The sequence below is a fragment of the Streptomyces sp. GQ60 genome (assembly GCF_059758875.1).
Window position 1 is genome coordinate 721651 of sequence record NZ_JCAXEG010000001.1, and the last position, 25357, is coordinate 747007.

The following is a 25357-nucleotide window of genomic DNA, read 5'->3' on the forward strand; positions in this document are numbered from 1 at the left end:
CCCTCCCCGCAGCTCGCCCCGCCCGCAAGAGCGCCGCAGGCAGCCGCACCCGTCCTCACCGATCCCGAGCAGCTCAAGGAGCTCCTGGGGATCCCCTTCACGCCCGAACAGCTGGCCTGCGTCACCGCCCCGCCCGCCCCGCAGGTCATCGTGGCCGGCGCGGGCTCCGGCAAGACCACCGTCATGGCCGCCCGCGTCGTCTGGCTGGTCGGCACCGGCGCGGTCGCGCCCGAACAGGTCCTCGGCCTGACCTTCACCAACAAGGCCGCCGGCGAGCTCGCCGAGCGGGTACGGACCGCCCTCGCGCGGGCCGGGATCAGCGATCCGGACCCCTCCCCGGCCGAAGCGGACTCGGCGGGCGGGGAGCCGCGCATCTCCACGTACCACGCCTTCGCCGGACAGCTCCTCAAGGACCACGGCCTGCGCATCGGCCTGGAGCCCAGCGCCCGGCTGCTCGCCGACGCCACCCGCTTCCAGCTCGCCGCCCGCGTGCTCCGCGAGGCCCCCGGGCCCTACCCGTCCCTGACCAAGTCGGTTCCCGACCTGGTCAGCGACCTGCTCGCGCTCGACGGAGAACTCTCCGAGCACCTCGTACCGCCGGAGCGCCTGCGCGCGTACGACACGGAGCTCCTCTCCGCCCTCGCGGACGCGAAGCTGAGCAACGAGGACCTGCGCAAGGTGCCCGAGGCCGCCCGGGGACGCCTGGAACTGCTGGAGCTGACCGAGCGCTACCGCGCCGCCAAACGCTCCCGCGACCTCCTCGACTTCGGCGACCAGATAGCCCTCTCCGCCCGACTCGCCACCACCCGGCCCGAGGTCGGCGCCCTGCTGCGCGAGGAGTTCCGCGTCGTCCTGCTCGACGAGTACCAGGACACCTCGGTCGCACAGCGGCTGCTGCTGTCCGGGCTGTTCGGCGGGGGCACCGGGCACGCGGTGACCGCAGTCGGCGACCCCTGCCAGGCCATCTACGGCTGGCGCGGCGCCTCCGTGGCCAACCTCGACGACTTCCCCGAGCACTTCCCGTACGCCGACGGCCGCCCCGCCACCCGCTTCTCCCTCAGCGAGAACCGGCGCAGCGGCGGCCGCCTCCTGGACCTGGCCAACGAGCTCGCCGCCCCGCTGCGCGCCATGCACGAGGGCGTCGAGGCCCTGCGCCCCGCACCGGGCGCGGAGCGCGACGGCTCCGTCCGGTGCGCCCTGCTGGAGACCCACGCCCAGGAGCTCGACTGGATCGGTGACTCCGTCGCCCACCTGGTCCGCACCGGCACCGAGCCGCGCGACATCGCCGTACTGTGCCGCTCCGGCGGGGACTTCGCACGGCTCCAGGCGGTCCTCGTGGAACGGGACGTCCCGGTCGAGGTCGTCGGCCTGTCCGGCCTCCTCCACCTCCCGGAGGTCGCGGACCTCGTCGCCGTCTGCGAGGTCCTCCAGGACCCGGGCGCCAACGCCGCGCTCGTCCGGCTGCTCATCGGGCCGCGCTGGCGGATCGGCGCCCGCGACCTGGCCCTGCTGGGCCGCCGCGCCCGCACCCTGATCTCCCGCCCCTCTTCCTCTTCTTCCTCCTCCTCCGATGACGACCGCCTCGCGGCGGCGGTGGAGGGCGTGGACCCGGCGGAGATCGTGTCGCTGGCCGACGCCCTGGAAACCTTCCTGGACGGCGCGGGCCAGTCCGCCCCCGACCAGCTCCCCTTCTCCGCCGCCGCCCGGGTCCGCTTCGCGCACCTCGCCCAGGAACTGCGCGACCTGCGCCGTTCTCTTTCGGACCCGCTGATGGACGTCCTCCACCGCGTCCTGGCGACGACCGGCCTCGACGTGGAGCTGGCCTCGTCCCCGCACGCGCTGGCGGCCCGCCGCCGGGAGACCCTGTCGAGCTTCATGGACGTGGCGGCCGGCTTCGCCTCCCTGGACGGCGAGGCCTCCCTCCTCGCCTTCCTCGCCTTCCTGCGCACGGCGGCCCAGTACGAGAAGGGCCTGGACCACGCCCTCCCCGGCGGCGAGAACACCGTCAAGGTGCTGACGGCCCACAAGTCCAAGGGCCTGGAGTGGGACGTGGTGGTGGTCCCCGACCTCTCCGCCGGCTCGTTCCCGAAGGAGAAGGCTCCGGAGGCCTGGACCTCGTACGCGAAGGTCCTCCCGTACGCCCTGCGCGGGGACGCGCCGACCCTCCCGCCCACCCCGGAATGGACCTCGCCGGGCCTGCGCGCCTTCAAGTCGGCCCTCAAGTCCCACAAGGCCGTCGAGGAACTCCGCCTCGGCTACGTCACCTTCACCCGCCCGCGCTCCCTCCTCCTGGCCTCGGGGCACTGGTGGGGCCCGACGCAGAGGAAGCCGCGCGGCCCGTCCGGCTTCCTGACCGCCCTGTACGAACACTGCGCCGCGGGCCACGGCGAGATCGAAGCCTGGGCCGACGCCCCCGCGGCCGACGCGGAGAACCCGTCCCTGTCCACGACCTCCACCCCGGACCACTCCTGGCCCCTCCCCCTGGACCCCGCCTCCCTCACCCTCCGCCGCGCAGCAGCCACCCTGGTCGAGTCCTACCTCCACCCGCCCCCACCAGAACCCCGAACCCCCCCGCGCCCCCCGGACCGCTCGGGCGAGCCGGGCGAACCGGACCGCTCGGGCCACTCGGGTCAGCCAGGCCACTCGGGCCACGCGGGTCAGCCGGGCCACACGGCCCAGCTGGCCCACCCGGGCTACTCGGGCTACTCGGGCGAGCCGGGCCGGCCCGGTAACTCGAGCTACCCGGGGACGCCGGAGGATCCGGAGTACCCGGAGGCCCGCGAGCACCCGGACTTCGCGGAGGACCCCTACCTCTGGCCCCCGCACTGCGAAGACCCCGCCTACGACGAGGAACCCCCGGCCCCGTGGCCGGACCCGGCCGACGACCCCGCCGCCGTGGCCGCCACCTGGCCGCAGGCCGGGCCGGGCCGGGGCGTGCCCGCCGGACGCCCGGGCACGGCCGTGCCCGCCGCCGCGGGCGGAACCCCGCAGGGGGTCCGGGGCGCGGCCCCGGTTTCGGGAAGGGGCGGGGTGGGGGAAGAAGAAGCCCCGACCCCCGACGACCTGTGGCCGGAGGACGCCGCCGATCCCACCCCCCGTCCGCACCCGTCCACACCCGGCGACGACTTGTGGCCGGAGGACGCCGCCGATCCCACCCCGCGGCCGCACTCTGCCGCGCCCGGCGACGACCTGTGGCCCGAGGACGGCGACGGGGACCGGGCCGGGGCCGCGCCCACCCCCCGTCCGCACGCTGCCGCGCCCGGCGAGGACCTCTGGCCCGAGGACGGCGACGGGCCCAGCCCCGACCCCGGCCCCCGCCAGGCATCGCGCCTCACCTCCGAAGACGCCCGAGCCATCGCCTCCTGGGACCGGGACCTCGACGCCCTGGAGGGCGAACTCCGCCGAGCCCGCGCAGCCGTCCGCGACGTGGAGCTCCCGCCCGCGCTCTCCGCCAGCCAACTGCTCCGCCTCGCCTCCGACGAGCAGGGCTTCGTACGCGACCTCGCCCGCCCCATGCCCAAGCCCCCGCAGCCCGCCGCCCGCCAGGGCACCCGGTTCCACGCCTGGGTGGAGTCCCGCTTCGAGGAGCTTCCGCTGCCCCACCTCGACGTCCTCGACCCCCTCACCGACCTCCCCGGAGCCCCCACCGGGGACGGCTCCGACCAGGACATCGCCGACGAGGCCGACCTCGACTCCCTCAAGGCGGCCTTCGAGCGCAGCGAGTACGCAGACCGGACCCCGTACCGCATGGAGGTCCCGGTCCAGCTCACCCTCGCCGGCCGGGTGATCCGCGGCCGGATCGACGCCGTGTACCGCACGCCCGCCACTCCCACCGCCCCCGACGGCGGCTACGAGATCGTCGACTGGAAGACCGGCCGCACCACCGAGGCCGACCCCCTCCAGCTGGCCGTCTACCGCCTGGCGTGGGCCGAAGCCACGAACACCCCCCTCGCCGACGTCACCGGCGTCTTCCTCCACGTCCGAAGCGGCCGCGCGATCCGCCCCCGGAACCTCCCCGACCGCGCTCGCCTTGAGCAGATCCTCCAAGGCAAAACGGACACGGAAAGTGACCATCGAACGGACGGCTAGGCTCGTGGCCATGAGCGACACCCCGGCGGACAGCGTCGTCCGCACGTACATCGAAACCCACCGCGCCGCCTTCCTCGACGACCTCGCCGACTGGCTCCGCATCCCCTCCGTCTCGGCCCAGCCCGAGCACGCGGACGATGTACGGCGCAGCGCCGACTGGCTGGCCGCGAAGCTCAAGGAGACCGGTTTTCCGGTCACCGAGGTCTGGCCGACGGACGGCGCCCCCGCCGTCTTCGCCGAATGGCCGAGCGCGGACCCCGCCGCCCCCACCGTCCTCGTCTACGGGCACCACGACGTGCAGCCCGCCGCCCTCGCCGACGGCTGGCACACCGACCCGTTCGAGCCGGTGATCAAGGACGGCCGGATGTACGGCCGCGGCGCCGCGGACGACAAGGGCCAGGTGTTCTTCCACACCCTCGGCGTCCGGGCCCACCTCGCCGCGACCGGCGCGTCCGCCCCCGCCGTGCACCTCAAGCTGATCGTCGAGGGCGAGGAGGAGTCCGGTTCCCCGCACTTCCGCGCCCTCGTGGAGCGCGAGGCCGCGCGCCTCGCCGCCGACGTCGTGATCGTCTCCGACACCGGCATGTGGTCCGAGACCACCCCCACCGTCTGCACCGGCATGCGCGGCGTCGCCGACTGCGAGATCGACCTGTTCGGCCCCGACCAGGACATCCACTCGGGTGCCTTCGGCGGCGCCGTGCCGAATCCGGCCACCGTCGCCGCCCGCCTCGTCGCGGCCCTCCACGACGCCGACGAGCGGGTCACGATCCCCGGCTTCTACGACAACATCGCCGAGCTCACGGACGCGGAGCGGGCGCTGATCGCCGAGCTTCCCTTCGACGAGAGCGAGTGGCTCCGTACGGCCAAGTCGTACGCCGCCTCGGGCGAGGCGGGCTACTCCACGCTGGAGCGCGTCTGGGCCCGCCCGACCGCCGAGGTCAACGGCATCGGCGGCGGCTACCAGGGACCCGGCGGCAAGACCATCGTGCCCGCCTCGGCGCACCTGAAGCTGTCGTTCCGCCTGGTCTCCGGGCAGGACCCGTACGAGGTCGAGACGGCCGTCACGGCCTGGGTCGCGGAGCGCGTCCCGGCCGGAATCCGGCATGCCATCACCTTCGGCGCCCCGACCCGGCCGTGCCTGACCCCGCTGGACCACCCGGCGCTGCAGTCGGTCGTACGCGCCATGGGCAGGGCCTTCGGCCAGAAGGTCCGCTTCACCCGCGAGGGCGGCTCGGGTCCGGCGGCCGACCTCCAGGACGTCCTGAACGCCCCCGTGCTCTTCCTCGGGATCTCCGTACCCTCCGACGGCTGGCATTCGCCGAACGAGAAGGTGGAGCTCGACCTGCTCACCAAGGGGGTCGAGACCGCCGCGTACCTCTGGGGCGACCTGGCCGCCCACTGGAAGCCGGCGTCCGCTTGACGACGCCCGCACCTGCCACCGCACACCCGTCCGTCCTGCTGAGCCTGCCTGTGTCCCGCCACCGGGGGAGTTGGAAGTACCTGTGAGCACCCATACCGAGTCCGAGCGCCCGATCTCGCTGGCCGCGCCCAGCGGCATCGACCGCGCCGCGCACCACCGCCTCGACGAGGCGTGGCTCGCCGCTGCGTGGAGCCACCCCAGCACCCGCGTCTTCGTCGTCTCGGGCGGCCAGGTCCTGATCGACGACACCCCCGACGGCGGCACCGCCATCGTGACGACCCCGGCCTTCGAGGCCCCGGTCACCGAGACCCACCGGTACTTCCTGGGGACCGACGAGGACGGCGTACGGTACTTCGCGCTGCAGAAGGACTCGCTGCCCGGCCGCATGGACCAGTCGGCCCGCCCGGCCGGCCTGCGCGAGGCCGGAATGCTGCTCTCCGCGCGGGACGCGGGACTGATGGTGCACGCGGTGGCCCTGGAGAACTGGCAGCGCATGCACCGCTTCTGCTCCCGCTGCGGCGAGCGCACGGTGGTCGCCGCCGCCGGGCACATCCGCCGCTGCCCGGGCTGCGGGGCCGAGCACTACCCGCGGACCGACCCGGCCGTGATCATGCTGGTCACGGACGACCAGGACCGCGCGCTGCTGGGCCGCCAGGTGCACTGGCCCGAGGGCCGCTTCTCCACCCTCGCGGGGTTCGTCGAACCGGGCGAGTCGATCGAGCAGTCGGTCATCCGCGAGGTGTGGGAGGAGGCGGGCGTCAAGGTCGGCGAGGTCGACTACGTCGCCAGCCAGCCCTGGCCGTTCCCGTACAGCCTGATGCTGGGCTTCACGGCGCGTGCCGTGACCTCCGAGATCACCGTCGACGGCGACGAGATCCAGGAGGCCCGCTGGTTCTCCCGCGACGACCTGCGCACGGCGATCGAGACCGGCGAGGTCCTCGCGCCGGCGGGCATCTCCATCGCGGCCCGCCTGGTCGAACTCTGGTACGGCAAGCCCCTCCCGAAGCCGGCCACGACCGCCTGACCGGCGGGGTCGGCCCTCTGGGGTGACCTGACGGGGCCGGTGCTCGCAGCCGGCCCGGTCAGGAGGCGCCGGCGTGTCGGAGTCTGAGTCCGAACCGGCGTCGGAACCGGATACGGATACGGATGCGGGCGCCCGGACTGGCCGAGGTCCAGCGCGAGCACGGCCGGCGGACCTCCCCGGCGCCTGTGGCGCGTCACACGGACCGCCCCCCGGTGAGCACCGCCGGGCGGACTCAGGCGAGTGCGCCGCCGTCGCCGTCGGCCTGCGGGTCGGCCAGCCTGTCGAGGCGGGCGCGCTGGGCTCCGGTCAGCCGGAGGCTTTCCGCGGCGAGGTTCTCCTCCAGGTGGGCGATCCGGGCCGTGCCCGGGATCGGGAGGACGACCGGCGAGTGGCCCAGCAGCCAGGCGAGCGCGACCTGGGTGGGGGTCGCGCCGGTCTCGGCCGCCACGGCGGCGATCTCGGCCGTCGCCCCGGACAGACCCCAGGCGACGGTGCGCCAGGGCAGGAACGCGATGCCCGCCGCTTCGCAGGCCGCGAGCACGGCCTCGTGCTCCCGGTCGAGCAGGTTGTAGCGGTTCTGCACGCTCGCGATGTCGACGATCTCGCGGGCCGCGTCGAGCTCGCCGACGGTGACCTCGGACAGGCCGATCCGGCCGATCTTGCCCTCGGCCCGCAGGTCCCGCAGCGTGCCGATCTGGTCGGCGAGGGGGGTCTGCGGGTCGAGGCGGTGCAGCTGGACCAGTTCGATCCGCTCGACGCGCAGCCGGCGCAGCGCCTGCTCGACCTGTTCGCGCAGCGCGGCCGGCCGCCCGTCGAGCTGCCACTCGCCCGCCGGGCGGGCGACTCCGACCTTGGTGGTGACCAGGACCCCGTCGGGGTACGGGTGCAGGGCCTCGGCCAGCAGCTCCTCGTTGGTGCCCCAGCCGTACATGTAGGCGGTGTCGATCAGGGTCACGCCCAGCTCGACGGCCCGCCGGGCCACCGCGAGGGAGTTCTCGCGGCCCGGGCCGGGGTCCGTGGCCAGATGCATGGCCCCGAACCCGAGCCTGCGCACTTCCAGATCCCCGCCGACGCGAAACGTGGTCGCAGTCATCGGCCGTCTCCTCCCCGTGGTCAAGAGCCAACGCTAACAGGGCAGTTGGAACGCAGAAGCCCCCGCCTGGGCGGGGGCTTTCCCTACGTGGTGTTCAGCACATCAGACGGCGAGGGCCTGCTTGACCTGGGCCAGGCTCGGGTTCGTCATGACCGACTCGCTGCCGGCGGAGGACGTGACGAGGACGGTGGGAACCGTCTGGTTGCCGCCGTTCGCCTTCTCCACGAACGCCGCGGACTCGGGGTCGAGCTCGATGTTGATCTCGGTGTAGGCGATGCCTTCCCGGTCCATCTGGCTCTTCAGCCGACGGCAGTAGCCGCACCAGGTCGTGCTGTACATCGTGACCGTTCCCGCGTCCTGCATGCTGCGCTCTCCATTCGTGGGTGCTCTTGGTCCGATTGGCCCGAGTGCTTGAACGTACGGGACCGCGCGCCCATTCCCGGCCCCCTCGGCGCTCCCCGCCCCCGGCTCCGACCCGGGTCCGGCTCCGGTACGACGATGATCCCGTCCCACGAACGCGGTCGGCCTGTGGACGAATTTCCCGGCCTCCTCACGAGACCTGGCAGCATGGCGGGGTGACAGCAGCAACGCACTCCTCATCCTTCACGGCCGGAGCCGACTCGGCCGACGCGGTGCTCCTGGGCCTGGACCCGGAGCAGCGCGAGGTCGCGACGACCCTGCGCGGGCCGGTGTGCGTGCTCGCGGGAGCCGGCACGGGCAAGACCCGGGCGATCACCCACCGCATCGCCTACGGGGTCCGCTCGGGCCAGCTGATGCCGGCGAGCGTGCTGGCCGTCACGTTCACCAACCGGGCCGCCGGCGAGATGCGCGGCCGCCTGCGCGAGCTCGGCGCGGGCGGGGTGCAGGCGCGGACCTTCCACTCCGCCGCCCTGCGCCAGCTCCAGTACTTCTGGCCCAAGGCGGTCGGCGGCGACGTGCCCCGGCTGCTGGAGCGCAAGATCCAGTTCGTCGCCGAGGCGGGCGCGCGCTGCCGCATCCGCCTCGACCGGGGCGAGCTGCGCGATGTCACCGGCGAGATCGAGTGGGCGAAGGTCACCCAGACGGTGCCCGCCGACTATCCGGCCGCCGCCCGCAAGTCCGGCCGCGAGGCCCCCCGCGACCTGGCCGAGATCGCCCAGATCTACGGGACGTACGAGCAGCTCAAGCGCGACCGCGGCATGATCGACTTCGAGGACGTGCTGCTCCTCACCGTCGGCATCCTGCAGGACCGCCACGACATCGCCGAACAGATCCGCACCCAGTACCAGCACTTCGTCGTCGACGAGTACCAGGACGTCAGCCCGCTCCAGCAGCGGCTGCTGGACCTCTGGCTCGGCGAGCGCGACACCCTCTGCGTGGTCGGCGACGCCAGCCAGACGATCTACTCCTTCACCGGTGCCACCCCCGACCACCTGCTGAACTTCCGCACCAAGTACCCGCAGGCCACCGTCGTCAAGCTGGTCCGCGACTACCGCTCCACCCCCCAGGTGGTCCACCTCGCCAACGGGCTCCTCGCCCAGGCCAAGGGCCGCGCCGCCGAGCACCGCCTGGAGCTGGTCTCCCAGCGCGAGACCGGCCCCGACCCGGTCTACGCCGAGTACCCCGACGAGCCCGCCGAGGCCGAGGGCGTCGCCCACCGGGTCCGCGACCTCGTCGCGGCCGGCGTCCCGGCGGGGGAGATCGCCGTGCTCTACCGCATCAACGCCCAGTCCGAGATCTACGAGCAGGCCCTCGCCGACGCCGGAGTCCCGTACCAGCTGCGCGGAGCCGAGCGCTTCTTCGAGCGCGCCGAGGTGCAGAAGGCGATCCTCGCCCTGCGCGGGGCCGCCCGCTCCGGCGGCAACGACCGGCTGCTCGACGACGTCGTGGAGCTCGGATCCCAGGTCCGGGCCGTGCTCAGCTCCACCGGCTGGACCAGCGCACCGCCCGCCGGCTCCGGAGCCGTCCGCGACCAGTGGGAATCGCTGGCCGCGCTGGTCCGGCTCGCCGAGGACTTCGCCCGCAGCCGGCCCTCCGCGACCCTCGCCGACCTGACGGTCGAGCTGGACGAGCGCAAGGCCGCCCAGCACGCCCCGACCGTCCAGGGCGTCACCCTCGCCTCGCTGCACGCGGCGAAGGGCCTGGAGTGGGACGCCGTGTTCCTCGTGGGCCTGACCGACGGCATGATGCCGATCACCTACGCGAAGACCGACGAGCAGGTCGAGGAGGAGCGCCGGCTGCTCTACGTCGGCGTCACCCGCGCCCGGCACCACCTGACGCTCTCCTGGGCCCTCTCGCGGACTCCGGGCGGCCGGGGGTCCCGACGCCCCAGCCGCTTCCTGAACGGCCTGAGGCCGGGCTCCCTGGCGCCGGGAAGCGGACCGGGCGGTCCGATCGAGCCAGGGGCCCGCAAGCGGGGCCGCCGCGGCCCCGCCGTGTGCCGGGTCTGCCGCAAGACCCTGACCGACGCCGGCGAGCTCAAACTGATGCGCTGCGAGGACTGCCCGTCGGACATGGACGAAGGCCTCTACGAGCGGCTGCGCGACTGGCGCGCCGTCCAGGCGAAGGAGCAGGGCATGCCCGGCTACTGCGTCTTCACGGACAAGACGCTGATGGCCATCGCGGAGGCCGCACCCTCACAGGAGGGAGAGCTCTCGATGATCTCCGGAGTGGGCGCCCGCAAGCTCGAGCGGTACGGAGCCGACGTGCTGGCCATCTGTGCAGGTGGGGACCCTGGGACGGAAGATTCTGACGACGCGTAGAAACTCGTCGGAAAAATAGTTTGCACATGCCCAGCGAAGCCCCATAGGTTCTTAGCAACGGAAACGGTGGCTTCTCCGAAGCCCCTGATCCGTGCTGTACTTATCCGAATACGCATGGGACCAGGCCTCCGGGCCGAAGTCCCCGAGACGCCGAGAGGAGGCGAAACCAGTGACCAGCTTCATCACCACCACCGAAATGACCGATCGCTCGGTCGTCGCTTCCTGCACGCTCGGCTCCTCCACGCTCCTTGCCCTCACGGGTACCGGTCTGCCGGTCACCGGTCTGTCCGCCATGTGCGCCGACAGCACCGTCCGGCCCGCCGCGTCCGGCGCGCTGCTGGTCAGTGAGCGCAATGAGCGACCGACCCAGGCACCGGTGGCAGTACTGGCAGCAGAAGCCCAGGCGCATGGCGCCTATGCCTTTGCGGCCGCAGCCGGTGCCGACAGTGCCGGATTCAAGGCGCAGCCGAAGCAGACGAAGCAGCAGCACCACCTGATGTGGGCCTACCGCGGGCTCGAACCCTGGAGTGATCCAGTCTGATCTGACGATCAGGCCGGCGCCTTCAGGGCCGCGGAACCCCACCCGGGATCCGCGGCCCTTCTGTTTGTCCCCGAACAGGGACGACGGACCGAAGGGGCGAGGTACCCCAGCCGCCCCCGGCCGACCGGCCGGAACGACTAGCCGAACAAGACGAGGAAGAAAACACCGTGCAACTCGAAGCGCACGCCCCGTCCGTACCGAAGACCCAGACCCTCTCCCCGCCCGCAGTCCCGGAGGACTCCACCTTGACTCCCCTCACCGCGCTGACCGCGCTCGACGACGCCATCGAGAACCTCGGCGTACCCGTCGCCTGTCGCACCTACGACCCCGAGGTCTTCTTCGCCGAGTCCCCGGCCGACGTCGAGTACGCGAAGTCCCTCTGCGGCACCTGCCCGCTGGTCGAGGCCTGCCTCGCCGGTGCGCTGGAGCGCCGCGAGCCCTGGGGTGTCTGGGGAGGCGAGCTCTTCGTCCAGGGTGTCGTCGTCGCCCGGAAGCGTCCCCGTGGCCGTCCGCGCAAGAACCCGGTTGTCGCGGCATGACCGCCAACGGAACCATCGACCGCCCCCTCACGCACGACCCCCTGAAGCAGGCCCTCATGTCCCCCCACGCCACCACGAGCGAGCAGCCGCACGGCTCCGCCACCGCAGCCTTCATCACCGCCGGCGCGATCACCTCGCGTCAGAACAGGACCCGCGAAATGCAACTCATCCCAGAAGCCATGGCTCGTGCCCATATGGACGACCGCATGCGTGAGGTCGACGCCGAGCGTCGCGCCCTGCGCGTGGTCGCCGCGCGGCGCATGCAGCGCCGAGCCGAGCGCGTCTCGCTGCGCGCCCGGCGCGCGCTGGCCATGGCCGTCATGCACTAATCGAGCTTGAGAAGGCTCGAGAGAACCACCGGAGGGACCGGCCCGAACGGGCCGGTCCCTCCGGTGCGTTGCGGACCGCCCGCCGGCCCTCGCGGGGATATCGTCTGGAGGTGGACCAGCCGACTCCCCACCCGGTACCGCCGGGAACCGAGGCCCCGCCCGTCGTCTGCGCGCGCTGCGGCGCCCAGTCCCCGGCCGGCGCCCCGCCCACCTGGACCTGCTCCGTGGAGAACGGGACCAGACAGTACTTCTGCGTCGACTGCGCGCGTGCGAACCTCCGCGCCATCGAAGGCCGCCTCGACTCCGCCTGGTGGTGAGCGCCGCCCGGGACCGCGCCGCCCCGCTCAGCCCTCGTCGGTCCGGAACCCCGGCAGCCAGGTGTCCAGTTCATCGCGGAGCCTGACCGTGGCGCCGAGCTGGCACAGCACCCCGATGGTGCTCAGCGTCACCCGGTGGATCAGCAGGTAGGAGGGCGGCAGGTTGATCTGCCGGCCCAACTGGTGCGCGGGGGAGCGGGGGTCGGCGATCCGCGCGGCCTGCCCGCGCAGCCACGTCCGGGTGAAGGTGAACTCCTCGGCCTCCGCCGGTTCGAGCATGGGCCTCAGGTAGTCGAGCAACGCCTCGGCCTCCAGCTCGATCGACTCGCGCACGAACCCCTCCGCGCGCAAGTGGCCGTAGACCCCCTCGGCATCATCGTCCAGCGCCATCCGCAGCGACCGGCCGATGGGCTTGGGCCAGCCGCCCGGCAGCCGGTCGACCGTCCCGAAGTCCAGTACGCCCAGCCGCGTCCGGCCGTCCGCCCCGGAGACCAGCCGGAAATTGCCCGGGTGCGGATCGGCGTGCAGCAGCCCGGTGCGCGCGGGGCCGGAGAAGAGGAACCGGGCCAGCAGCTGTCCGGCGCGGTCGCGCTCCTCCGGGGTGCCGTCGGCTATCACCTCCGACAGCGGAGTCCCCTCGATCCACTCGGTCACCAGCACCTGGTCGCCCTGGTGCACCACGTCCGGCACGACCACGTCCTCGTCGCCGTCGAAGGCGTCCGCGTGCGTGCGCTGCGCCTCGGCTTCCAGCTCGTAGTCCAGCTCCTCCGAGACCCGGTCGCGCAGCTCCTTGATCAAGGGCTTGATGTCCATGCCCGGGATCAGCGGACCCAGCAGCCCCGCGAACCTGCTCAGCTGCTTCAGGTCGGACAGCAGGGCCTCGCCGGCCCCCGGGTACTGGACCTTGACCGCCACCTGGCGGCCGTCGTGCCACACCGCCCGGTGCACCTGCCCGATCGAGGCCGCCGCGGCGGGCTTGTCCTCGAACTCCTCGAACAGCTCCCGCCAGTCCGCGCCGAGCCGCTCCGACAACACCTGGTGCACGGTCGCCGCGGGCAGCGGCGGGGCCGCCTCCTGGAGCTTCGTCAGCGCGGCGCGGTAGGGCCCCGCGACTTCCTCGGGCAGCGCCGACTCGAAGACCGAGAGCGCCTGGCCGAACTTCATGGCGCCCCCCTTCAGCTCTCCCAGAACACGGAACAGCTGCTCGGCGGTGCGCTGTTGGAGCTCACGCGCCACTATCTCCGCGGACTTGCCGCCGATCCGCTTGCCGAGCCCCCAGGTGGCCCGGCCCGCTATGCCGAGCGGCAGCGCGGCCAGCTTGACGGTACGGGTGACCGCCTTCCGGGGAAGATCAGACATGCGCCCCTCCAATTCCCAGACAGCTGAGCCGCAAGCGGCGGTTCGGGGGAGTCCCCCGAAGGCCTTCCCGGCCAAAGGCATCCTGTCATGACCCTCAACGCCCACCCCGTCCGAGTCTCTTGCCCGGAACGAGGCGGCGATCCACCGGTCGGCAGACGCGGGCCACACCCATGGGACAGCACGGCGGTGGAGCGGGCCGCGCAATGCCGGTGGAAGGGACGGGGGGATGACGGGTCGGGGGCCTTCGAGGCAGGAAGCGATCCGGCGACGCCGATCCGTCGGATTCATCGGCAGACAGGGCGAGGTCAGCGCCTTCCGGGACGCCCTCAGGCGGACAGCCTCCTGCTCGCCCTGCCTGCTGCCTGACTGGGAGCGGGCCGGCGCCTCGCGGAGTTTCTCGAAGCCGCTCCGACTCCGGGGCGCCTGCACGCGCTGATCGTCAACCTCCGCAGCCTCGTCCCCGTGATCCCGTCGGCCGAGCCCCGGATCGAAGGGTTCTGCCTGGTACTTGAGGACCGGCTCACGGCCGTGCCTCCGCCATAGCCCCCTCATGCCCCCACCCCCTGACCCGCCGGGACCCTGGCCGCCGCGCACGGGCAGTCGGGGTGTGGGTGGACCGGGGTGGACTGCCAGGTGAGGGTCGGGAGGGAGGCCTCCCAGCGGGTCGCGGTGGAGGCGGGGAGTTCGCCGTCGAGGAAGGACAGGGCGTGGGCCGCCGCCAGGCCGGCCACGGCGGTGGAGAGGCCGAGATCGCAGGCGGCCGCGCCGCGGCGGCGGTGGGCCGAGCGCCACTGGACCAGCATGCGGGGCCAGGCCGGGTCGCGCTCGATCCGGTCGCGCTCCATGCAGCCGGCGCACGCCGTGGCTCCGGGGAGGACCAGCGGTCCCACCAGACCGGTGCCCTCCAGTACCCCGGCGTACAGATGGGGGGTGCCGGTGGTGATCCAGTCGGCCGCCGTCTGTGGATCGGGAGCCCAGGACTGCAGTCCGTCCCGGGGTGCGACCACGACCAGGGCAAGCCCCGGCTCCGGTCCCTCGCTCTCCCCGGTCCGCGGCCCGCGTCCGGGGGCCGCGTCGCGGACCGCCGTCCGCGCGGCCTCGGCGCGCAGCCGTCCCACGCTGCCGGGGCCCAGACCGCCCGGCGCCACGTCGGCCGGCTGCGTACGTCCCCCGTCGAGCACCTCGACCCTGCCGATGCCCGCTCCCGCGAGGACCGAGGCGATCACCGCACCCACCCGGCCGCTCCCGCGCACCTGAACCCGTATCACCCTGCGGGCGGCGACCCCTTGTAAGTCCCCGCCCGGCCGGGGCCGGACCAAGGACAGCGACCCCAGGTCCGGGCCGAGCCGCTCCAATGCCTCCGGCCGGTCCCGCACGGCCTGGGCGCGGGGGCCGCCCGCCGTGGCGTCGTCGAGCAGCCCGGCCGCCGCCAGCCTCCGCACCACCTCGTCGACCCGGCCGTCCGGGAGCCCCATCCCCTTGCCCTCCGCCCGGAGCAGCTCCATGCCCCGTGTCCCGTCGATCAGGTCGAGGAGCGTGCCCGTCGCGGTGTCCACCGGGCCGAGGACGACCGCGTGGGCGGGCGTCACCCCGAATTGCACCGTCTGCAGATCCCGCCAGGCCCGTGCCAGTGCCGGCTTCACCTTCGGATACATCACGGCCCTCCCTCGATTCGCGGTTCGATTCGCGCGCCGCATTCCCTCGAGTCCGCGTCGCTTTCCGCAAGATTGCCCCGCCGGCGAAAGACCTGCGCAAGTTTGTCCACAGGTGAGGGGTATTAGGTATATGAAATGAATGATGGGGGTTCTTTTGGCGTGCCCGTACCGCCGACCGCGCATCGGTTCGCGTTCGACGCCCGGAGGGGCGGGACTTCCGCCGGGGCGAGCGGGTACGGTCGTGGCGTGTCCGCCGATCCACCACAGCGCGCCGTCGAAGTCCGCCGGAGCGCGCGCCGCCGAAGGACCGTATCCGCCTACCGCGAGGGTGATCGTACGGTCGTCCTCATCCCTGCCCGGATGTCCGAGGCCGAGGAGCAGCGCTGGGTGGGCGTCATGCTCGACAAGCTGGCGGCGCAGGAGAGCAAGCGCACCCTCGGGGACGCGGAACTCGCCGAGCGGGCCGAGCGTTTGTCCGGGCAGTACTTCGGCGGCCGCGCCCGCCCCCGTTCGGTCCGCTGGGTCACCAATCAGAACACCCGCTGGGGCTCCTGCACCCCGGCCGAAGGCAGCATCCGGCTCTCCCACCGCATCCAGGGGATGCCGGAGTACGTCGTCGACTACGTGCTGCTGCACGAGCTGGCGCACCTCCTCGTGCCCGGACACGGGCCCAGCTTCTGGGAGCTGCTGGAGGCGTACCCGCGCACCGAGCGGGCGCGCGGGTACCTCGAAGGAGTCGTCGCCGCCGAACGCCTTCCCAAAGTCCCGGCCGCCCGCGAAGAATGATCCGCATTTGCCCCTTATATGCCAGGGATGTCACGCCTCGTGATATGTACCGGGTCGGTACCGACTTGGCCGGATGTCCGAGGTTGCCGTTAGCCTGAGCGGCACGCATTCACAGTCGGGATGGGGGACGGTCTTACGTATGGCCAGGGAATTCCAACGCGGTCACAAGGCCAAAATCAGTGATCTGACGGCGGGCACGGACCTCTACGTGGGTGTCCAGATCGCCGGGCCCGGACTCGCCATCGACATCAGCTGCTTCGGCCTCGACGCCAACGAACAGCTCTCGGACGATCGCTACTTCGTCTTCTTCAACCAGCCGAAGTCGCCGGAAGCGTCCATCCAGCAGCTCGGCGCGCAGGCAGGCGACACGGAATCCTTCCGGGTGACCCTGGACCGCATTCCGGCCAACATCCACAAGCTCTCCTTCGCCGCCTCGATCGACGGCGCCGGGCAGATGTCGCAGATCGGCCCCGGCTACATCCGCATCGTCGCGGGTGGCGAGGAGGTCGTCCGCTACTCCTTCACGGGCTCGGAGTTCAGCACCGAGCGCGCGCTGATGATCGGCGACTTCTACCTCAAGGACGTATGGCGCTTCGCCGCCGTCGGCCAGGGCTTCGACGGCGGGCTCGCCGCGCTGCTCCAGAACTTCGGCGGCGAGGTCGCCGAGGAGGAGCAGCCCGCACCGCAGGCGCAGCCCCCGGCCGCCGCGCCCGGCTTCGCGCCGCCCCCGCAGGCCGCCGCCCCGGCGCCCTCCTTCGGTGCTCCCGCCCAGGCGCAGCCCCCGGCCCCCGCGCCCTCCTTCGGCGCCCCGGCCCAGGCACCGGCCCCGGCCCAGGCTCCCGCCCAGGCCCCGGCGCCCGCACCGGCACAGGTCCCGGCCCCCGCGCCGTACCAGCAGCCCGCCCACACGGCCCCCACCATGGCCGCCCCGATGGGCGCCCCCCTGGCGCCGCCCGCCCCCGCGCCCTACGGGCAGGTTCCGCCGCCCGCCCCGGCCCCCGCGCCGTACGGGCAGCAGCCGCAGCCCTCGTACGGCCAGGTCCCCGGCCAGCAGCAGCCCCCGTACGGCCAGCAGCCCGGCTTCGGCCAGCAGCCCCAGGGCTACGGCCAGCCCGCGCAAGCGGTGCCCGCCGCCGGCGCCGGACTCGCCGCCGCCCTGCAGCCGTACAAGGAAGCCCCCACCGGCGCCCGCTGGACCCCGCAGAACCAGCAGCTCATGCGCGTCGACCTGTCCATGGGCGGCCAGGCCGTCCTCGCCCGCCAGGGCAGCATGGTCCTCTACCAGGGCAAGGTCGACTTCAGCTACAAGGGAGCGGGCTTCGCCGGCCGCGTCGTCGGCAACGCCACGGGCCAGGAGATGCAGCTGATGCGCTGCTCGGGCCGCGGCCAGGTCTTCCTCGCGGAGACCGGCGCCCACCTGCACGCCATCGAGCTCCAGGGCGACGGCATCTGCGTCTCCGCGGAGAGCGTCCTCGCCTTCGACGAGTCGCTCCAGCACGAGGTCCGCCGCATCGAGGGCCACGGCATCCCGGGCGGCGCCCTGTTCACCATGCTGTTCCAGGGCACCGGCACGGTGATCGTCAAGACGCACGGCGTGCCCGTCGTCCTGCCCGTCACCCCGACCACCTTCGCGGACAGCAACGCCATCGTCGCGTGGTCCGCCGCCTCCCAGGTGATCATCTCCAGCCAGGTCCGGCTGCGCCGCAACGCCTACCCCGGCCACAGCGGGGAGACCGTGAACCTCCAGTTCCGCGGCGCCCCCGGCAACTTCATCGTCGTCCAGCCGTACGAGGTCTGAGGGAGCCCCACATGAATGCCATGAACGCAATGAACCAGCAGCTCGCGGGCTACGCCCCGACCCCCGTCACGGCCCGCATGGAGAACCACGGCCGCGCGATGCTCAAGGTCGCCATGCAGAGCGGCCAGGACCTCTTCGCGCGCACCGGATCGATGGTCGCCTACGAGGGCTTCGTGCAGTACGAGCCCAACCCGCCGGCCGTCCGCCAGATGGCCTCGCAGTGGCTCACCGGCGAAGGCGCCCCCCTGATGAAGTGCACGGGCGACGGCCTGCTCTACCTCGCCGACTACGGCGCGGACGTCGTCGTGATCAACCTCAACAACGACTCGCTCTCCGTCAACGGCACCAACCTGCTCGCTTTCGACGCCCACCTCCAGTGGGGCGTCGAGCGGGTCAAGGGCATGGCCAAGTTCGCCGGCCAGGGCCTGTTCAACGTGTCCGTCGCCGGCACCGGCTGGGTCGCGATCACCTCGCGCGGCACGCCGATCGTGGTCGACTGCGGCCGCGGCGAGGACGAGACCTACGTCGACCCCGACGCGCTCGTCGCCTGGTCCCCGAACCTCAAGATCAAGGGCAAGCGGAGCTTCAAGGCCTCGTCCATGCTCGGCCGGGGCAGCGGGGAGGCCTACCAGATGGCCTTCTCAGGCCAGGGCATCGTCGTCGTACAGCCCAGCGAGGACAGCACCGACCGGCTCCGGGCCCGGGGCTGAGGGGGAGAAGACACACCATGCAGAGCTCACTTTTCGCCCACGCCGAGGCGCAGTCCCAGGAGCGGTACGCCGTCCAGAACCCGCAGCTGCTGCGGGTCTCGCTGAGCGGCTCCGACGACGTCCTCGCCCGCAAGGGCGCGATGGTCGCCTACCAGGGGATCATCGACTTCGACGGCGAGTACCAGAGCACCACCCAGCGCACCGCCCGCGCCAGCACCGGAGAGGGCCTCGACCTGATGCGCTGCTCCGGGCAGGGCACGGTCTACCTCGCCAACCTGGCGCAGTACGTCCACGTCGTGGACGTGGACCAGGAAGGCCTCACCGTCGACAGCAGCTACGTGCTGGCCCTGGACTCCACCCTGCACACCGAGGCCATCGCGGTGGACAGCCAGTACGGGATCTCCGGCTCCGGCAAGTACCAGCTCAACATCACCGGCCGCGGCAAGGTCGCGCTGATGACCTCCGGGCAGCCGCTGATGATGCAGGTCACGCCCGACAAGTACGTCAACGCCGACGCGGACGCCATCGTCGCCTGGTCCACCTCGCTGCGCGTGCAGATGCAGGCCCAGACGCACTCCACCGGCGTCTGGCGGCGGCGCGGCAACACCGGCGAGGGCTGGGAGCTGAGCTTCCTCGGCACCGGCTTCGCCCTGGTCCAGCCCAGCGAGGTGCTCCCGCCGCAGAACGCCCAGATCGGGCAGGGCGCTGCCGCCCAGTTCGGCATGGGCCAGCAGGGTGCCCACGCGCAGAACCAGAACAACGCCTGGAACTGACCGGAAGCGGTCCGGGTACGGACGGACGGAAGGGGCGGCCCCGCATCGGCGGGGCCGCCCCTTCCCCGTGTCCGCCGGCTCAGAGCCGCGCGAGGGTCGCCTCCAGCAGCCTCACCACCGAGGCGTCGGCCACCTCCGCCACCTCCGCGTACGAGAACCAGCGCAGGTCCAGCGACTCGTCACTGATCGCTTCGACCGCCCCCGCGGGCGCCAGCACCGCGTACTGCACGTCCAGGTGCCAGTTGCACGGCGCCGGGATCGGATGCCGGTCCAGGCGCACCGGGCCGCCGGGCAGCAGGGTCAGCCCGGCGCCGATGCCGGACTCCTCGCGGGCCTCGCGCACGGCCGCGTCGGCGAGGGTGGCGTCACCCGGCTCGCAGTGCCCGCCCATCTGGAGCCACATGCCCAGCTTCTTGTGCAGGGTCAGCAGGACCCGCTCCCGCTCCGGGTCGATCACCAGCGCGCTGCCGGTGACGTGGCCCGCCCGGCAGGGCTTGTAGACCCCGTCCGGATGGGCGGAGAGGTGCTCCAGGTAGACGTCGCGCAGCTCGGGCTGGCCCTCGTAGCCCTTGAGGACGAGGACCGCGTCTTCGTGCAGGCTCACTTCTTGTCGTCGCCGTCCTGCTCGCGCTTCTGGGCGGCCTCGCCCAGCATCTTGTCGATCTCGGAGAAGTCCAGCTGCTCGCGGTGCACGAACCCGTCCGGGTCGTCCAGGTCGGAAGCGGTCGGCAGCATGTCCGGGTGCTCCCACAGCCCGTCGCGCCCGTCCACGCCGCGCGCGTCCGTGAGCGACGCCCACAGCCGCGAGGCGTCGCGCAGCCGGCGCGGCCGCAGCTCGAGGCCGATCAGCGTCGCGAAGGTCTGCTCCGCCGGGCCGCCCGAGGCGCGCCGCCGGCGCATGGTCTCGCGCATGGCGTCCGCCGAGGTCAGCCGGGGCTTGGCGGCCTCGTGCACGACCGCGTCCACCCAGCCCTCGACCAGCGCGAGCGCCGTCTCCAGGCGCGCCAGCGCGGCCTTCTGCTCGGGGGTGTCCTGCGGCTGGAACATGCCGCCCTGGAGGGCTTCCTGAAGCTGTTCCGGGTTCGACGGGTCGAGCTGGCCGACCACGTCCTCCAGCTTCGAGGTGTCGACCTTGATGCCCCGCGCGTACCCCTCGACCGCGCCGAAGAGGTGCGAGCGCAGCCACGGCACGTGCGCGAAGAGCCGCGCGTGGGCGGCCTCGCGCAGGGCCAGGTACAGCCGTACCTCGTCGGAGGAGACGCCCAGGTCCTTGCCGAAGCGCTCGATGTTCAGCGGCAGCAGGGCGGCCTTGCCGGCCGGGCCCAGCGGGAGCCCGACGTCCGTCGAGCCCACGACCTCGCCCGCGAGGGTGCCCACGGCCTGGCCGATCTGCTGGCCGAACATGGCCCCGCCCATGGAGCGCATCATGCCGAGCAGCGGGCCCGCCATGGCCTGCATCTCCTCGGGCAGGACGCCGCCCATGGCCGCGCCGACGCGCTCGGCGACCGGGTCCACGAGCTCCTTCCACACCGGCAGGGTCGCCTCGACCCATTCGGCGCGGCTCCACGCCACGGCCGTGGCGGCGCCCGACGGGAGCGAGGTGACGTCGTCGAGCCAGTGGTCGGCGAGGCGCACGGCCTCCTCGACCGCCGACTTCTCGGCGATGCCCACGCTGGCGTCCTTGACCCCGTCCGCGGTGCCCTGGGCCACGGTCTGGCGGGCGATGTCCTTGGCCATGTCCCAGTTGACCGGACCGCCCTCGTAGCTCAGCATCTGGCCGAGCTGCTGGAAGGCGGCGCCGAGGTCGTTGGGGTTCATGGAACCGAACATGGCGGCGAAGGGGTTGTCGGCGTCGCCCGGACCGCCGGAGCCGCCGGGCAGGCCCGTGCCGAACCCGAACGGAGTCGGGCCGCCCTGGCCGCCCTGGTTGCCCTTCTTCTTGCCCTCGTCGCCGTTGTCCGGCTCCTCGGGCGGAAGGCCGAATCCGAATGGGGTGTCGCTCACGGGTTTCCTCGGCTCGTAGGGCCGCCGGCGGGAGCCGGCGGGCAATGGGTCGACAACACCACCCAGCGTAGACACCAGACCCCGCTTACGGGCTCGGTGCTCCGCTGGCTCCTGGGCTGCGGCAGGATGGACATCAACTGGTGGGTCCGCGTCACGGCGCGTCCTACTGAAGACAACCGCTGGAGACGCCTGGTGAGTTCCCCAGATCCGCACGCTTTGGACGAACAGGGCCCGCAAGACCGCCCTGAGCACGGCGAGGACGCCCCGGACGTTCGCCGGACGCGAAACCCGGGCGGTTCCGCGCGCCGAGGCCCCGTGATCGCCGTGACCGGCGCCGCCTCCGGGGTCGGGGCGGCGCTGGTGACCAGGCTGGCCGCGTCCGAGGAGGTCAAGCAGGTCGTCGCGATCGACGAGCGGCGCGGGGACTGCACCGACGCGCAGTGGCACCTCCTGGACGTACGGGACCCCGCGATCGCCGAGAAGCTGCGCGGCGCGGACGTCGTCGTGCACCTCGCCCTCGACCTCGACCTGGAGACGGACCCGGCGGCCCGTACGGCGTACAACGTGCGGGGGACCCAGACCGTGCTCACCGCCGCCGCGGCGGCCGGAGTGCACCGGGTCGTGCTCTGCACCTCGGCCATGGTCTACGGGGCCCTGCCGGACAACGACATCCCCCTTTCCGAGGACGCCGAGCTGCGCGCCACCGCCGAGGCGACCGGCGTCGGCGACCTGCTGGAGATCGAGCGGCTGGGCCGACGGGCGCCGCGCGCGCACCCCGGCCTGAACGTCACCGTGGTCCGCCCGGCGGTGCTGGTCGGCGGCACGGACACCGCGCTGACCCGGTACTTCGAGTCGCCGCGGCTGCTGGTGGTGGCCGGCTCCCGGCCGACCTGGCAGTTCTGCCACGTCGAGGACCTGGTCAGCGCGCTGGAGTACGCGGCCCTGGAGAAGGTCGAGGGAGAGCTGGCGGTCGGCTGCGAGGGCTGGCTGGAGCAGGAGGAGGTCGAGGAGCTGAGCGGGATCCGCCGCATGGAGCTCCCGTCGGCCGTGGCCCTGGGCGCGGCGGCCAGGCTGCACCGGATCGGCCTCACCCCGTCCCCGGCGGGCGACCTCGCCTACACGATGCACCCGTGGGTGGTCAGCGTCAGCGGGCTGCACGCGGCGGGGTGGCGGCCGCGCTGGACCAACGAGGAGGTGCTGGCGGAGCTGCTCCAGGAGGTCGCGGGGCGGCACACCGTCGCGGGGCGCCGGCTGGGGCGCAAGGACGCCACCGCGGCGGGGGCCGCGGGTGCGACGGTCGCGCTGCTCGGTGCCGCCGCGGCGATCCGCGCAGCGCGCCGGCGCCGGGGCATCTGACCCCGGGCGGGGCCGGGGCGCGGCCTCCGGTGCGGCGCCCTCGCCGTGGGCGCCGCCCCCGGACCCCCCCGCGCCTCACACGTCGGCGGGGCCGGATGTGCCGGCACGGCTGGGATCGGCCTGCGCCGTGACCAGGACGTTCCTGTAGGAGGCTCCCAAGCCGGCCCGTGGGGACATGGTGAAACTGCTATTCCGCCGGGTCGACGGCTAGGGCACGATGGAGGGTATGGCACCGCACTTCGATCACCCCGGCGAGCACGCCGCTCCGGACCCGATCCGGCTGCTCGAAATCCGTGAGACCCCGCTCTCGATCGACGAGGTCTTCCAGGCCGTCGGCGACGATGCGACCGGCGGGACGACGCTCTTCGTCGGCACCGTGCGCGATCACGACAGCGGGGCGGACGTCGACCAGCTCGGCTACTCCTGCCACCCCTCGGCCGAGGCCGAGATGCGCCGCGTCGCCGAGCGCGTCGTGGAGAAGTACCCGGTCCGCGCCCTCGCCGCCGTGCACCGCATCGGCGACCTGGCCGTCGGCGACCTCGCGGTCGTCGTCGCCGTGTCCTGCCCGCACCGCGGCGAAGCCTTCGAGGCCTGCCGGATGCTGATCGACGACCTCAAGCACGAGGTCCCGATCTGGAAGCACCAGACCTTCTCGGACGGCACGGAGGAGTGGGTCGGCGCCTGCTGAGACAGGGGCCGGGGCCCGCTGGATTGCCCCGTTCGGACGCGCAACACGCCCTCGATTTGCGTAACCCCCTCCCGGGCAGCAGCGTTGAAGCCACCAACAACACGTACTTCGGGGTAGGGAGACACGCCCATGGCGTCTTTGGCGTGGTTGCTGATTCCACTGTTCGCCGCGATCGGAGCGGCGATATGGGGCAGCTGGGCGGCACGCGACCGCACGGCCGGCGACATATCCGAGCTCGCCGGCTACGCGAGGTTCCGTGAGGTCATGGGCCAGAACGACCCGAGTGCGGCGAAGGCGGACGCGCACCACAAGAAGGACACGGTCGACTCCGTCTGACGCGGTGCCGGGCCCCCGTACGGACCGGCCCCGGGGGCCGCTCGTCAGGGCCGTCACGTACTGTCGATCCATGCCACGCCGCACTGCGACGATGCTCGCCTCCACCCTCATGCTCTTCGCGCTGCTCTGCGTGGGAGTGTTCATGAAGGCCCCGTACTCCGAGATGAGCCCGGGCCCGACCGTGAACACGCTCGGGGACTCGCACGGCGAGCCCGTCCTGAACATCTCGGGGCACAAGACGTACCCGACCACCGGGCACCTGAACATGACGACGGTCCGCGTCACCGGCGCGGATTACGACATGAACCTGCTGGAGGCCGTGTACGGCTGGGCGGCGGGCGACAACATCGTCGTGCCGCACGAGAACCTGTACCCGGACGGCAAGACGGAGCAGGAGTCCACGCAGGAGAACGCCGAGGAGTTCAGCCAGTCGCAGGAGAGCGCCAAGGTGGCCGCCCTCAAGCAGCTCGGCATCCCGGTCGCCGCCCGCGTGATCGTCGCCTCCGTGGTCAAGGGCAGCCCCTCCGAGGGCAAACTGCACGCCGGAGACGTCATCAAGGCCGTGGACGGGACGCCCGTCAAGGCTCCCGAGGACGTGGCCAAGCTGGTCACCAAGCACAAGCCCGGCGAGCCGGTCGAGTTCACGATCGTGCCCGCCGCCGCGGCCGCCGAGGCCGAGAAGGCCCAGCGCGAACCCACCGCCACGACGAAGGTCACGATCATCGCGGGCAAGGCGGAGGGCGACGGTCACGCCATCGTCGGCATCCGGGCCGGTACCGACCACACCTTCCCGTTCACCATCGACATCAAGCTCGCCGACGTCGGCGGCCCCAGCGCCGGCCTGATGTTCGCGCTCGGCATCGTCGACAAGCTCACCCCGGAGAACCTGACCGGCGGCAAGTTCGTCGCCGGCACCGGCACCATCGACGACGCGGGCAAGGTCGGCCCGATCGGCGGCATCCAGATGAAGACCATCGGCGCCCGCCAGGCCGGTGCCCAGTACTTCCTGACGCCCGCCGAGAACTGCGCCTCCGCCGCGCTCGACGTGCCCGACGGGCTGACGCTGGTGAAGGTCTCCACCATCGAAGACGCCGTGAAGTCGCTGGAGAAGATCAGCAAGGGGGACACGGCCGGGCTGACGCAGTGCGCCAAGCCCTGACCGTGTTCTTCGGCGGCCCCGCCGGCCGCGCCGGCCCGGCCGCCCCCACCCGCTAGTCGAGGAAGGTCGCGGCCAGCGCCTCGGCGAGCCCCGGCACCAGCGTCGCGCCGGTCAGCACCTCGTTCGCCGAGTCCTTGTCCCGCAGCCGCACGGCCGACTCCCGCGATCCGTTGCGCAGGACGCCCACGGTCAGGCGTACCTCCTGCCGGTCCGGGTGGGCGGCGACCCACTTGGCGAGCTGCTTGTCGCTGAGCCCCTCGGGTACGGAGGACTCCGCCGACGGCGGCAGCATCAGCCGCTCCACCGTCAGCGCGCAGCCGAGGATCGACGGGGGCCAGGCGATGGTTCCCAGGAACTTGTCCAGCGGGGTTCCGGCAGGCACCTCGTCCTGCTCGATCGGGGTGAGCTGGTTCTTGCCCGTGTCGTCCTGGTCGAGGCCGAGCTGGCGGGCGACGCCCGGCGCCTCCTTGCGCAGCTTGGCCGTGTCGACCAGGGCGAAGAGCCGGGCGGGCTTGTCCCAGCCGAGGGTGGAGGCGTACTCGTCGATTTCGAGGACGGCACGGGTCAGCGGGCTTGCCGCCATAGGGGTGCCGGGGGACGGCGAAAGGTTGGACATGGCAACATCCTGCCTGCTTTCCCC

General features: G+C 72.7%; 23 protein-coding genes. 16 read left to right on the forward strand and 7 right to left on the reverse strand.

Annotated elements, in window-relative coordinates; all coding sequences use genetic code 11:
- The first annotated feature begins 84 nt into the window (after positions 1-84).
- From AC6CKD_RS03380 to nudC, 3 genes are all read left to right on the forward strand, one after another.
- Positions 85-4089: an ATP-dependent helicase gene (locus tag AC6CKD_RS03380; protein ID WP_498325430.1), complete on the forward strand. Its 4005-nt coding sequence runs from the start codon at positions 85-87 to the stop codon at positions 4087-4089.
- Positions 4090-4099: 10 nt separating this feature from the next.
- Positions 4100-5509 (forward strand): dipeptidase, encoded by a 1410-nt coding sequence (locus AC6CKD_RS03385; RefSeq protein ID WP_498325000.1) that lies wholly within the window; start codon positions 4100-4102, stop codon positions 5507-5509.
- 70 nt (positions 5510-5579) lie between these two features.
- Positions 5580-6533 carry an NAD(+) diphosphatase gene (gene nudC / locus AC6CKD_RS03390; RefSeq protein ID WP_498325002.1) on the forward strand — a complete coding sequence of 318 codons (954 nt, stop codon included), beginning with the start codon at positions 5580-5582 and terminating at the stop codon, positions 6531-6533.
- 232 nt (positions 6534-6765) lie between these two features.
- On the opposite strand, the gene AC6CKD_RS03395 is transcribed toward nudC, so the two are convergent.
- A complete protein-coding gene (locus AC6CKD_RS03395; RefSeq protein WP_498325004.1) occupies positions 6766-7626 on the reverse strand; it encodes an aldo/keto reductase in 861 nt (286 codons plus the stop codon).
- 102 nt (positions 7627-7728) lie between these two features.
- A complete protein-coding gene (locus AC6CKD_RS03400; protein WP_327254846.1) occupies positions 7729-7989 on the reverse strand; it encodes a mycoredoxin in 261 nt (86 codons plus the stop codon).
- 212 nt (positions 7990-8201) lie between these two features.
- On the opposite strand from AC6CKD_RS03400, the gene AC6CKD_RS03405 reads away from it, so the two are divergent.
- From AC6CKD_RS03405 to AC6CKD_RS03425, 5 genes are all read left to right on the forward strand, one after another.
- Positions 8202-10367 carry an ATP-dependent DNA helicase UvrD2 gene (locus tag AC6CKD_RS03405; RefSeq protein WP_498325006.1) on the forward strand — a complete coding sequence of 722 codons (2166 nt, stop codon included), beginning with the start codon at positions 8202-8204 and terminating at the stop codon, positions 10365-10367.
- A gap of 169 nt (positions 10368-10536) precedes the next feature.
- Complete coding sequence (locus AC6CKD_RS03410) at positions 10537-10908, forward strand: hypothetical protein (RefSeq protein WP_498325007.1); 372 nt, start codon at positions 10537-10539, stop codon at positions 10906-10908.
- 167 nt (positions 10909-11075) lie between these two features.
- A complete protein-coding gene (locus AC6CKD_RS03415) occupies positions 11076-11447 on the forward strand; it encodes a WhiB family transcriptional regulator (RefSeq protein WP_214949242.1) in 372 nt (123 codons plus the stop codon).
- Positions 11444-11776, forward strand: a complete 333-nt coding sequence (locus AC6CKD_RS03420; protein WP_498325009.1) for a putative WhiB-interacting protein — start codon at positions 11444-11446, stop codon at positions 11774-11776. Before AC6CKD_RS03415 ends, AC6CKD_RS03420 begins: the two co-directional genes overlap by 4 nt.
- A gap of 110 nt (positions 11777-11886) precedes the next feature.
- Positions 11887-12093 carry a hypothetical protein gene (locus AC6CKD_RS03425; RefSeq protein ID WP_498325010.1) on the forward strand — a complete coding sequence of 69 codons (207 nt, stop codon included), beginning with the start codon at positions 11887-11889 and terminating at the stop codon, positions 12091-12093.
- Between the two features lie 27 nt (positions 12094-12120).
- Here the strand turns inward: AC6CKD_RS03425 and AC6CKD_RS03430 are convergent, their stop codons facing one another.
- On the reverse strand, positions 12121-13452 hold the full coding sequence (locus AC6CKD_RS03430) for an ABC1 kinase family protein (RefSeq protein ID WP_498325012.1): 1332 nt from the start codon (positions 13450-13452) through the stop codon (positions 12121-12123).
- Between the two features lie 548 nt (positions 13453-14000).
- The gene (locus AC6CKD_RS03435; RefSeq protein ID WP_498325014.1) at positions 14001-15107 is read right to left on the reverse strand and encodes a ThiF family adenylyltransferase; all 1107 of its coding nucleotides are present in this window, start codon (positions 15105-15107) and stop codon (positions 14001-14003) included.
- A gap of 159 nt (positions 15108-15266) precedes the next feature.
- On the opposite strand from AC6CKD_RS03435, the gene AC6CKD_RS03440 reads away from it, so the two are divergent.
- The 4 genes from AC6CKD_RS03440 (at position 15267) to AC6CKD_RS03455 (ending at position 19174) form a co-directional block, all read left to right on the forward strand.
- Entirely contained in the window at positions 15267-15893 is a 627-nt protein-coding gene (locus tag AC6CKD_RS03440; RefSeq protein WP_498325015.1) for a M48 metallopeptidase family protein, read from the forward strand.
- Between the two features lie 139 nt (positions 15894-16032).
- Positions 16033-17691, forward strand: coding sequence for a TerD family protein (locus AC6CKD_RS03445; protein WP_498325016.1), 1659 nt, complete (start codon positions 16033-16035; stop codon positions 17689-17691).
- A gap of 29 nt (positions 17692-17720) precedes the next feature.
- On the forward strand, positions 17721-18401 hold the full coding sequence (locus AC6CKD_RS03450) for an AIM24 family protein (protein WP_498325432.1): 681 nt from the start codon (positions 17721-17723) through the stop codon (positions 18399-18401).
- Positions 18402-18418: 17 nt separating this feature from the next.
- Positions 18419-19174 carry an AIM24 family protein gene (locus AC6CKD_RS03455; RefSeq protein ID WP_498325018.1) on the forward strand — a complete coding sequence of 252 codons (756 nt, stop codon included), beginning with the start codon at positions 18419-18421 and terminating at the stop codon, positions 19172-19174.
- A 79-nt stretch (positions 19175-19253) separates the two neighbouring features.
- Here the strand turns inward: AC6CKD_RS03455 and AC6CKD_RS03460 are convergent, their stop codons facing one another.
- Together AC6CKD_RS03460 and AC6CKD_RS03465 are read right to left on the reverse strand one after the other, a co-directional pair.
- Positions 19254-19778: an NUDIX hydrolase gene (locus AC6CKD_RS03460; protein WP_498325020.1), complete on the reverse strand. Its 525-nt coding sequence runs from the start codon at positions 19776-19778 to the stop codon at positions 19254-19256.
- Positions 19775-21178: a zinc-dependent metalloprotease gene (locus tag AC6CKD_RS03465; protein WP_498325021.1), complete on the reverse strand. Its 1404-nt coding sequence runs from the start codon at positions 21176-21178 to the stop codon at positions 19775-19777. The genes AC6CKD_RS03460 and AC6CKD_RS03465 overlap by 4 nt, the downstream gene beginning before the upstream one ends.
- Positions 21179-21304: 126 nt before the next feature.
- Here AC6CKD_RS03465 and AC6CKD_RS03470 point away from each other — a divergent pair, with 126 nt between their 5' ends.
- The 4 genes from AC6CKD_RS03470 (at position 21305) to AC6CKD_RS03485 (ending at position 24717) form a co-directional block, all read left to right on the forward strand.
- Entirely contained in the window at positions 21305-22534 is a 1230-nt protein-coding gene (locus tag AC6CKD_RS03470; protein ID WP_498325023.1) for an SDR family oxidoreductase, read from the forward strand.
- Between the two features lie 226 nt (positions 22535-22760).
- Positions 22761-23222: a molybdenum cofactor biosynthesis protein MoaE gene (locus AC6CKD_RS03475; protein WP_498325025.1), complete on the forward strand. Its 462-nt coding sequence runs from the start codon at positions 22761-22763 to the stop codon at positions 23220-23222.
- Positions 23223-23351: 129 nt separating this feature from the next.
- Positions 23352-23558: a hypothetical protein gene (locus tag AC6CKD_RS03480; protein ID WP_498325027.1), complete on the forward strand. Its 207-nt coding sequence runs from the start codon at positions 23352-23354 to the stop codon at positions 23556-23558.
- 70 nt (positions 23559-23628) lie between these two features.
- On the forward strand, positions 23629-24717 hold the full coding sequence (locus tag AC6CKD_RS03485) for a YlbL family protein (RefSeq protein ID WP_498325028.1): 1089 nt from the start codon (positions 23629-23631) through the stop codon (positions 24715-24717).
- 52 nt (positions 24718-24769) lie between these two features.
- Here AC6CKD_RS03485 and AC6CKD_RS03490 read toward each other — a convergent pair whose 3' ends face one another.
- Entirely contained in the window at positions 24770-25333 is a 564-nt protein-coding gene (locus tag AC6CKD_RS03490) for a PPA1309 family protein (RefSeq protein WP_478687172.1), read from the reverse strand.
- Between the last annotated feature and the right edge of the window lie 24 nt (positions 25334-25357).

Excerpts from the sequence above, each read along its gene's own strand:
- AC6CKD_RS03385 (WP_498325000.1), top strand. The coding sequence starts at position 4,100 with ATGAGCGACACCCCGGCGGACAGCGTCGTCCGCACGTACATCGAAACC.
- AC6CKD_RS03395 (WP_498325004.1), bottom strand. The coding sequence starts at position 7,626 with ATGACTGCGACCACGTTTCGCGTCGGCGGGGATCTGGAAGTGCGCAGG.
- AC6CKD_RS03400 (WP_327254846.1), bottom strand. The coding sequence starts at position 7,989 with ATGCAGGACGCGGGAACGGTCACGATGTACAGCACGACCTGGTGCGGC.
- AC6CKD_RS03420 (WP_498325009.1), top strand. The coding sequence starts at position 11,444 with ATGACCGCCAACGGAACCATCGACCGCCCCCTCACGCACGACCCCCTG.
- AC6CKD_RS03430 (WP_498325012.1), bottom strand. The coding sequence starts at position 13,452 with ATGTCTGATCTTCCCCGGAAGGCGGTCACCCGTACCGTCAAGCTGGCC.
- AC6CKD_RS03435 (WP_498325014.1), bottom strand. The coding sequence starts at position 15,107 with ATGTATCCGAAGGTGAAGCCGGCACTGGCACGGGCCTGGCGGGATCTG.
- AC6CKD_RS03445 (WP_498325016.1), top strand. The coding sequence starts at position 16,033 with ATGGCCAGGGAATTCCAACGCGGTCACAAGGCCAAAATCAGTGATCTG.
- AC6CKD_RS03450 (WP_498325432.1), top strand. The coding sequence starts at position 17,721 with ATGAACCAGCAGCTCGCGGGCTACGCCCCGACCCCCGTCACGGCCCGC.
- AC6CKD_RS03455 (WP_498325018.1), top strand. The coding sequence starts at position 18,419 with ATGCAGAGCTCACTTTTCGCCCACGCCGAGGCGCAGTCCCAGGAGCGG.
- AC6CKD_RS03470 (WP_498325023.1), top strand. The coding sequence starts at position 21,305 with ATGGACATCAACTGGTGGGTCCGCGTCACGGCGCGTCCTACTGAAGAC.
- AC6CKD_RS03475 (WP_498325025.1), top strand. The coding sequence starts at position 22,761 with ATGGCACCGCACTTCGATCACCCCGGCGAGCACGCCGCTCCGGACCCG.
- AC6CKD_RS03480 (WP_498325027.1), top strand. The coding sequence starts at position 23,352 with ATGGCGTCTTTGGCGTGGTTGCTGATTCCACTGTTCGCCGCGATCGGA.
- AC6CKD_RS03485 (WP_498325028.1), top strand. The coding sequence starts at position 23,629 with ATGCCACGCCGCACTGCGACGATGCTCGCCTCCACCCTCATGCTCTTC.
- AC6CKD_RS03490 (WP_478687172.1), bottom strand. The coding sequence starts at position 25,333 with ATGTCCAACCTTTCGCCGTCCCCCGGCACCCCTATGGCGGCAAGCCCG.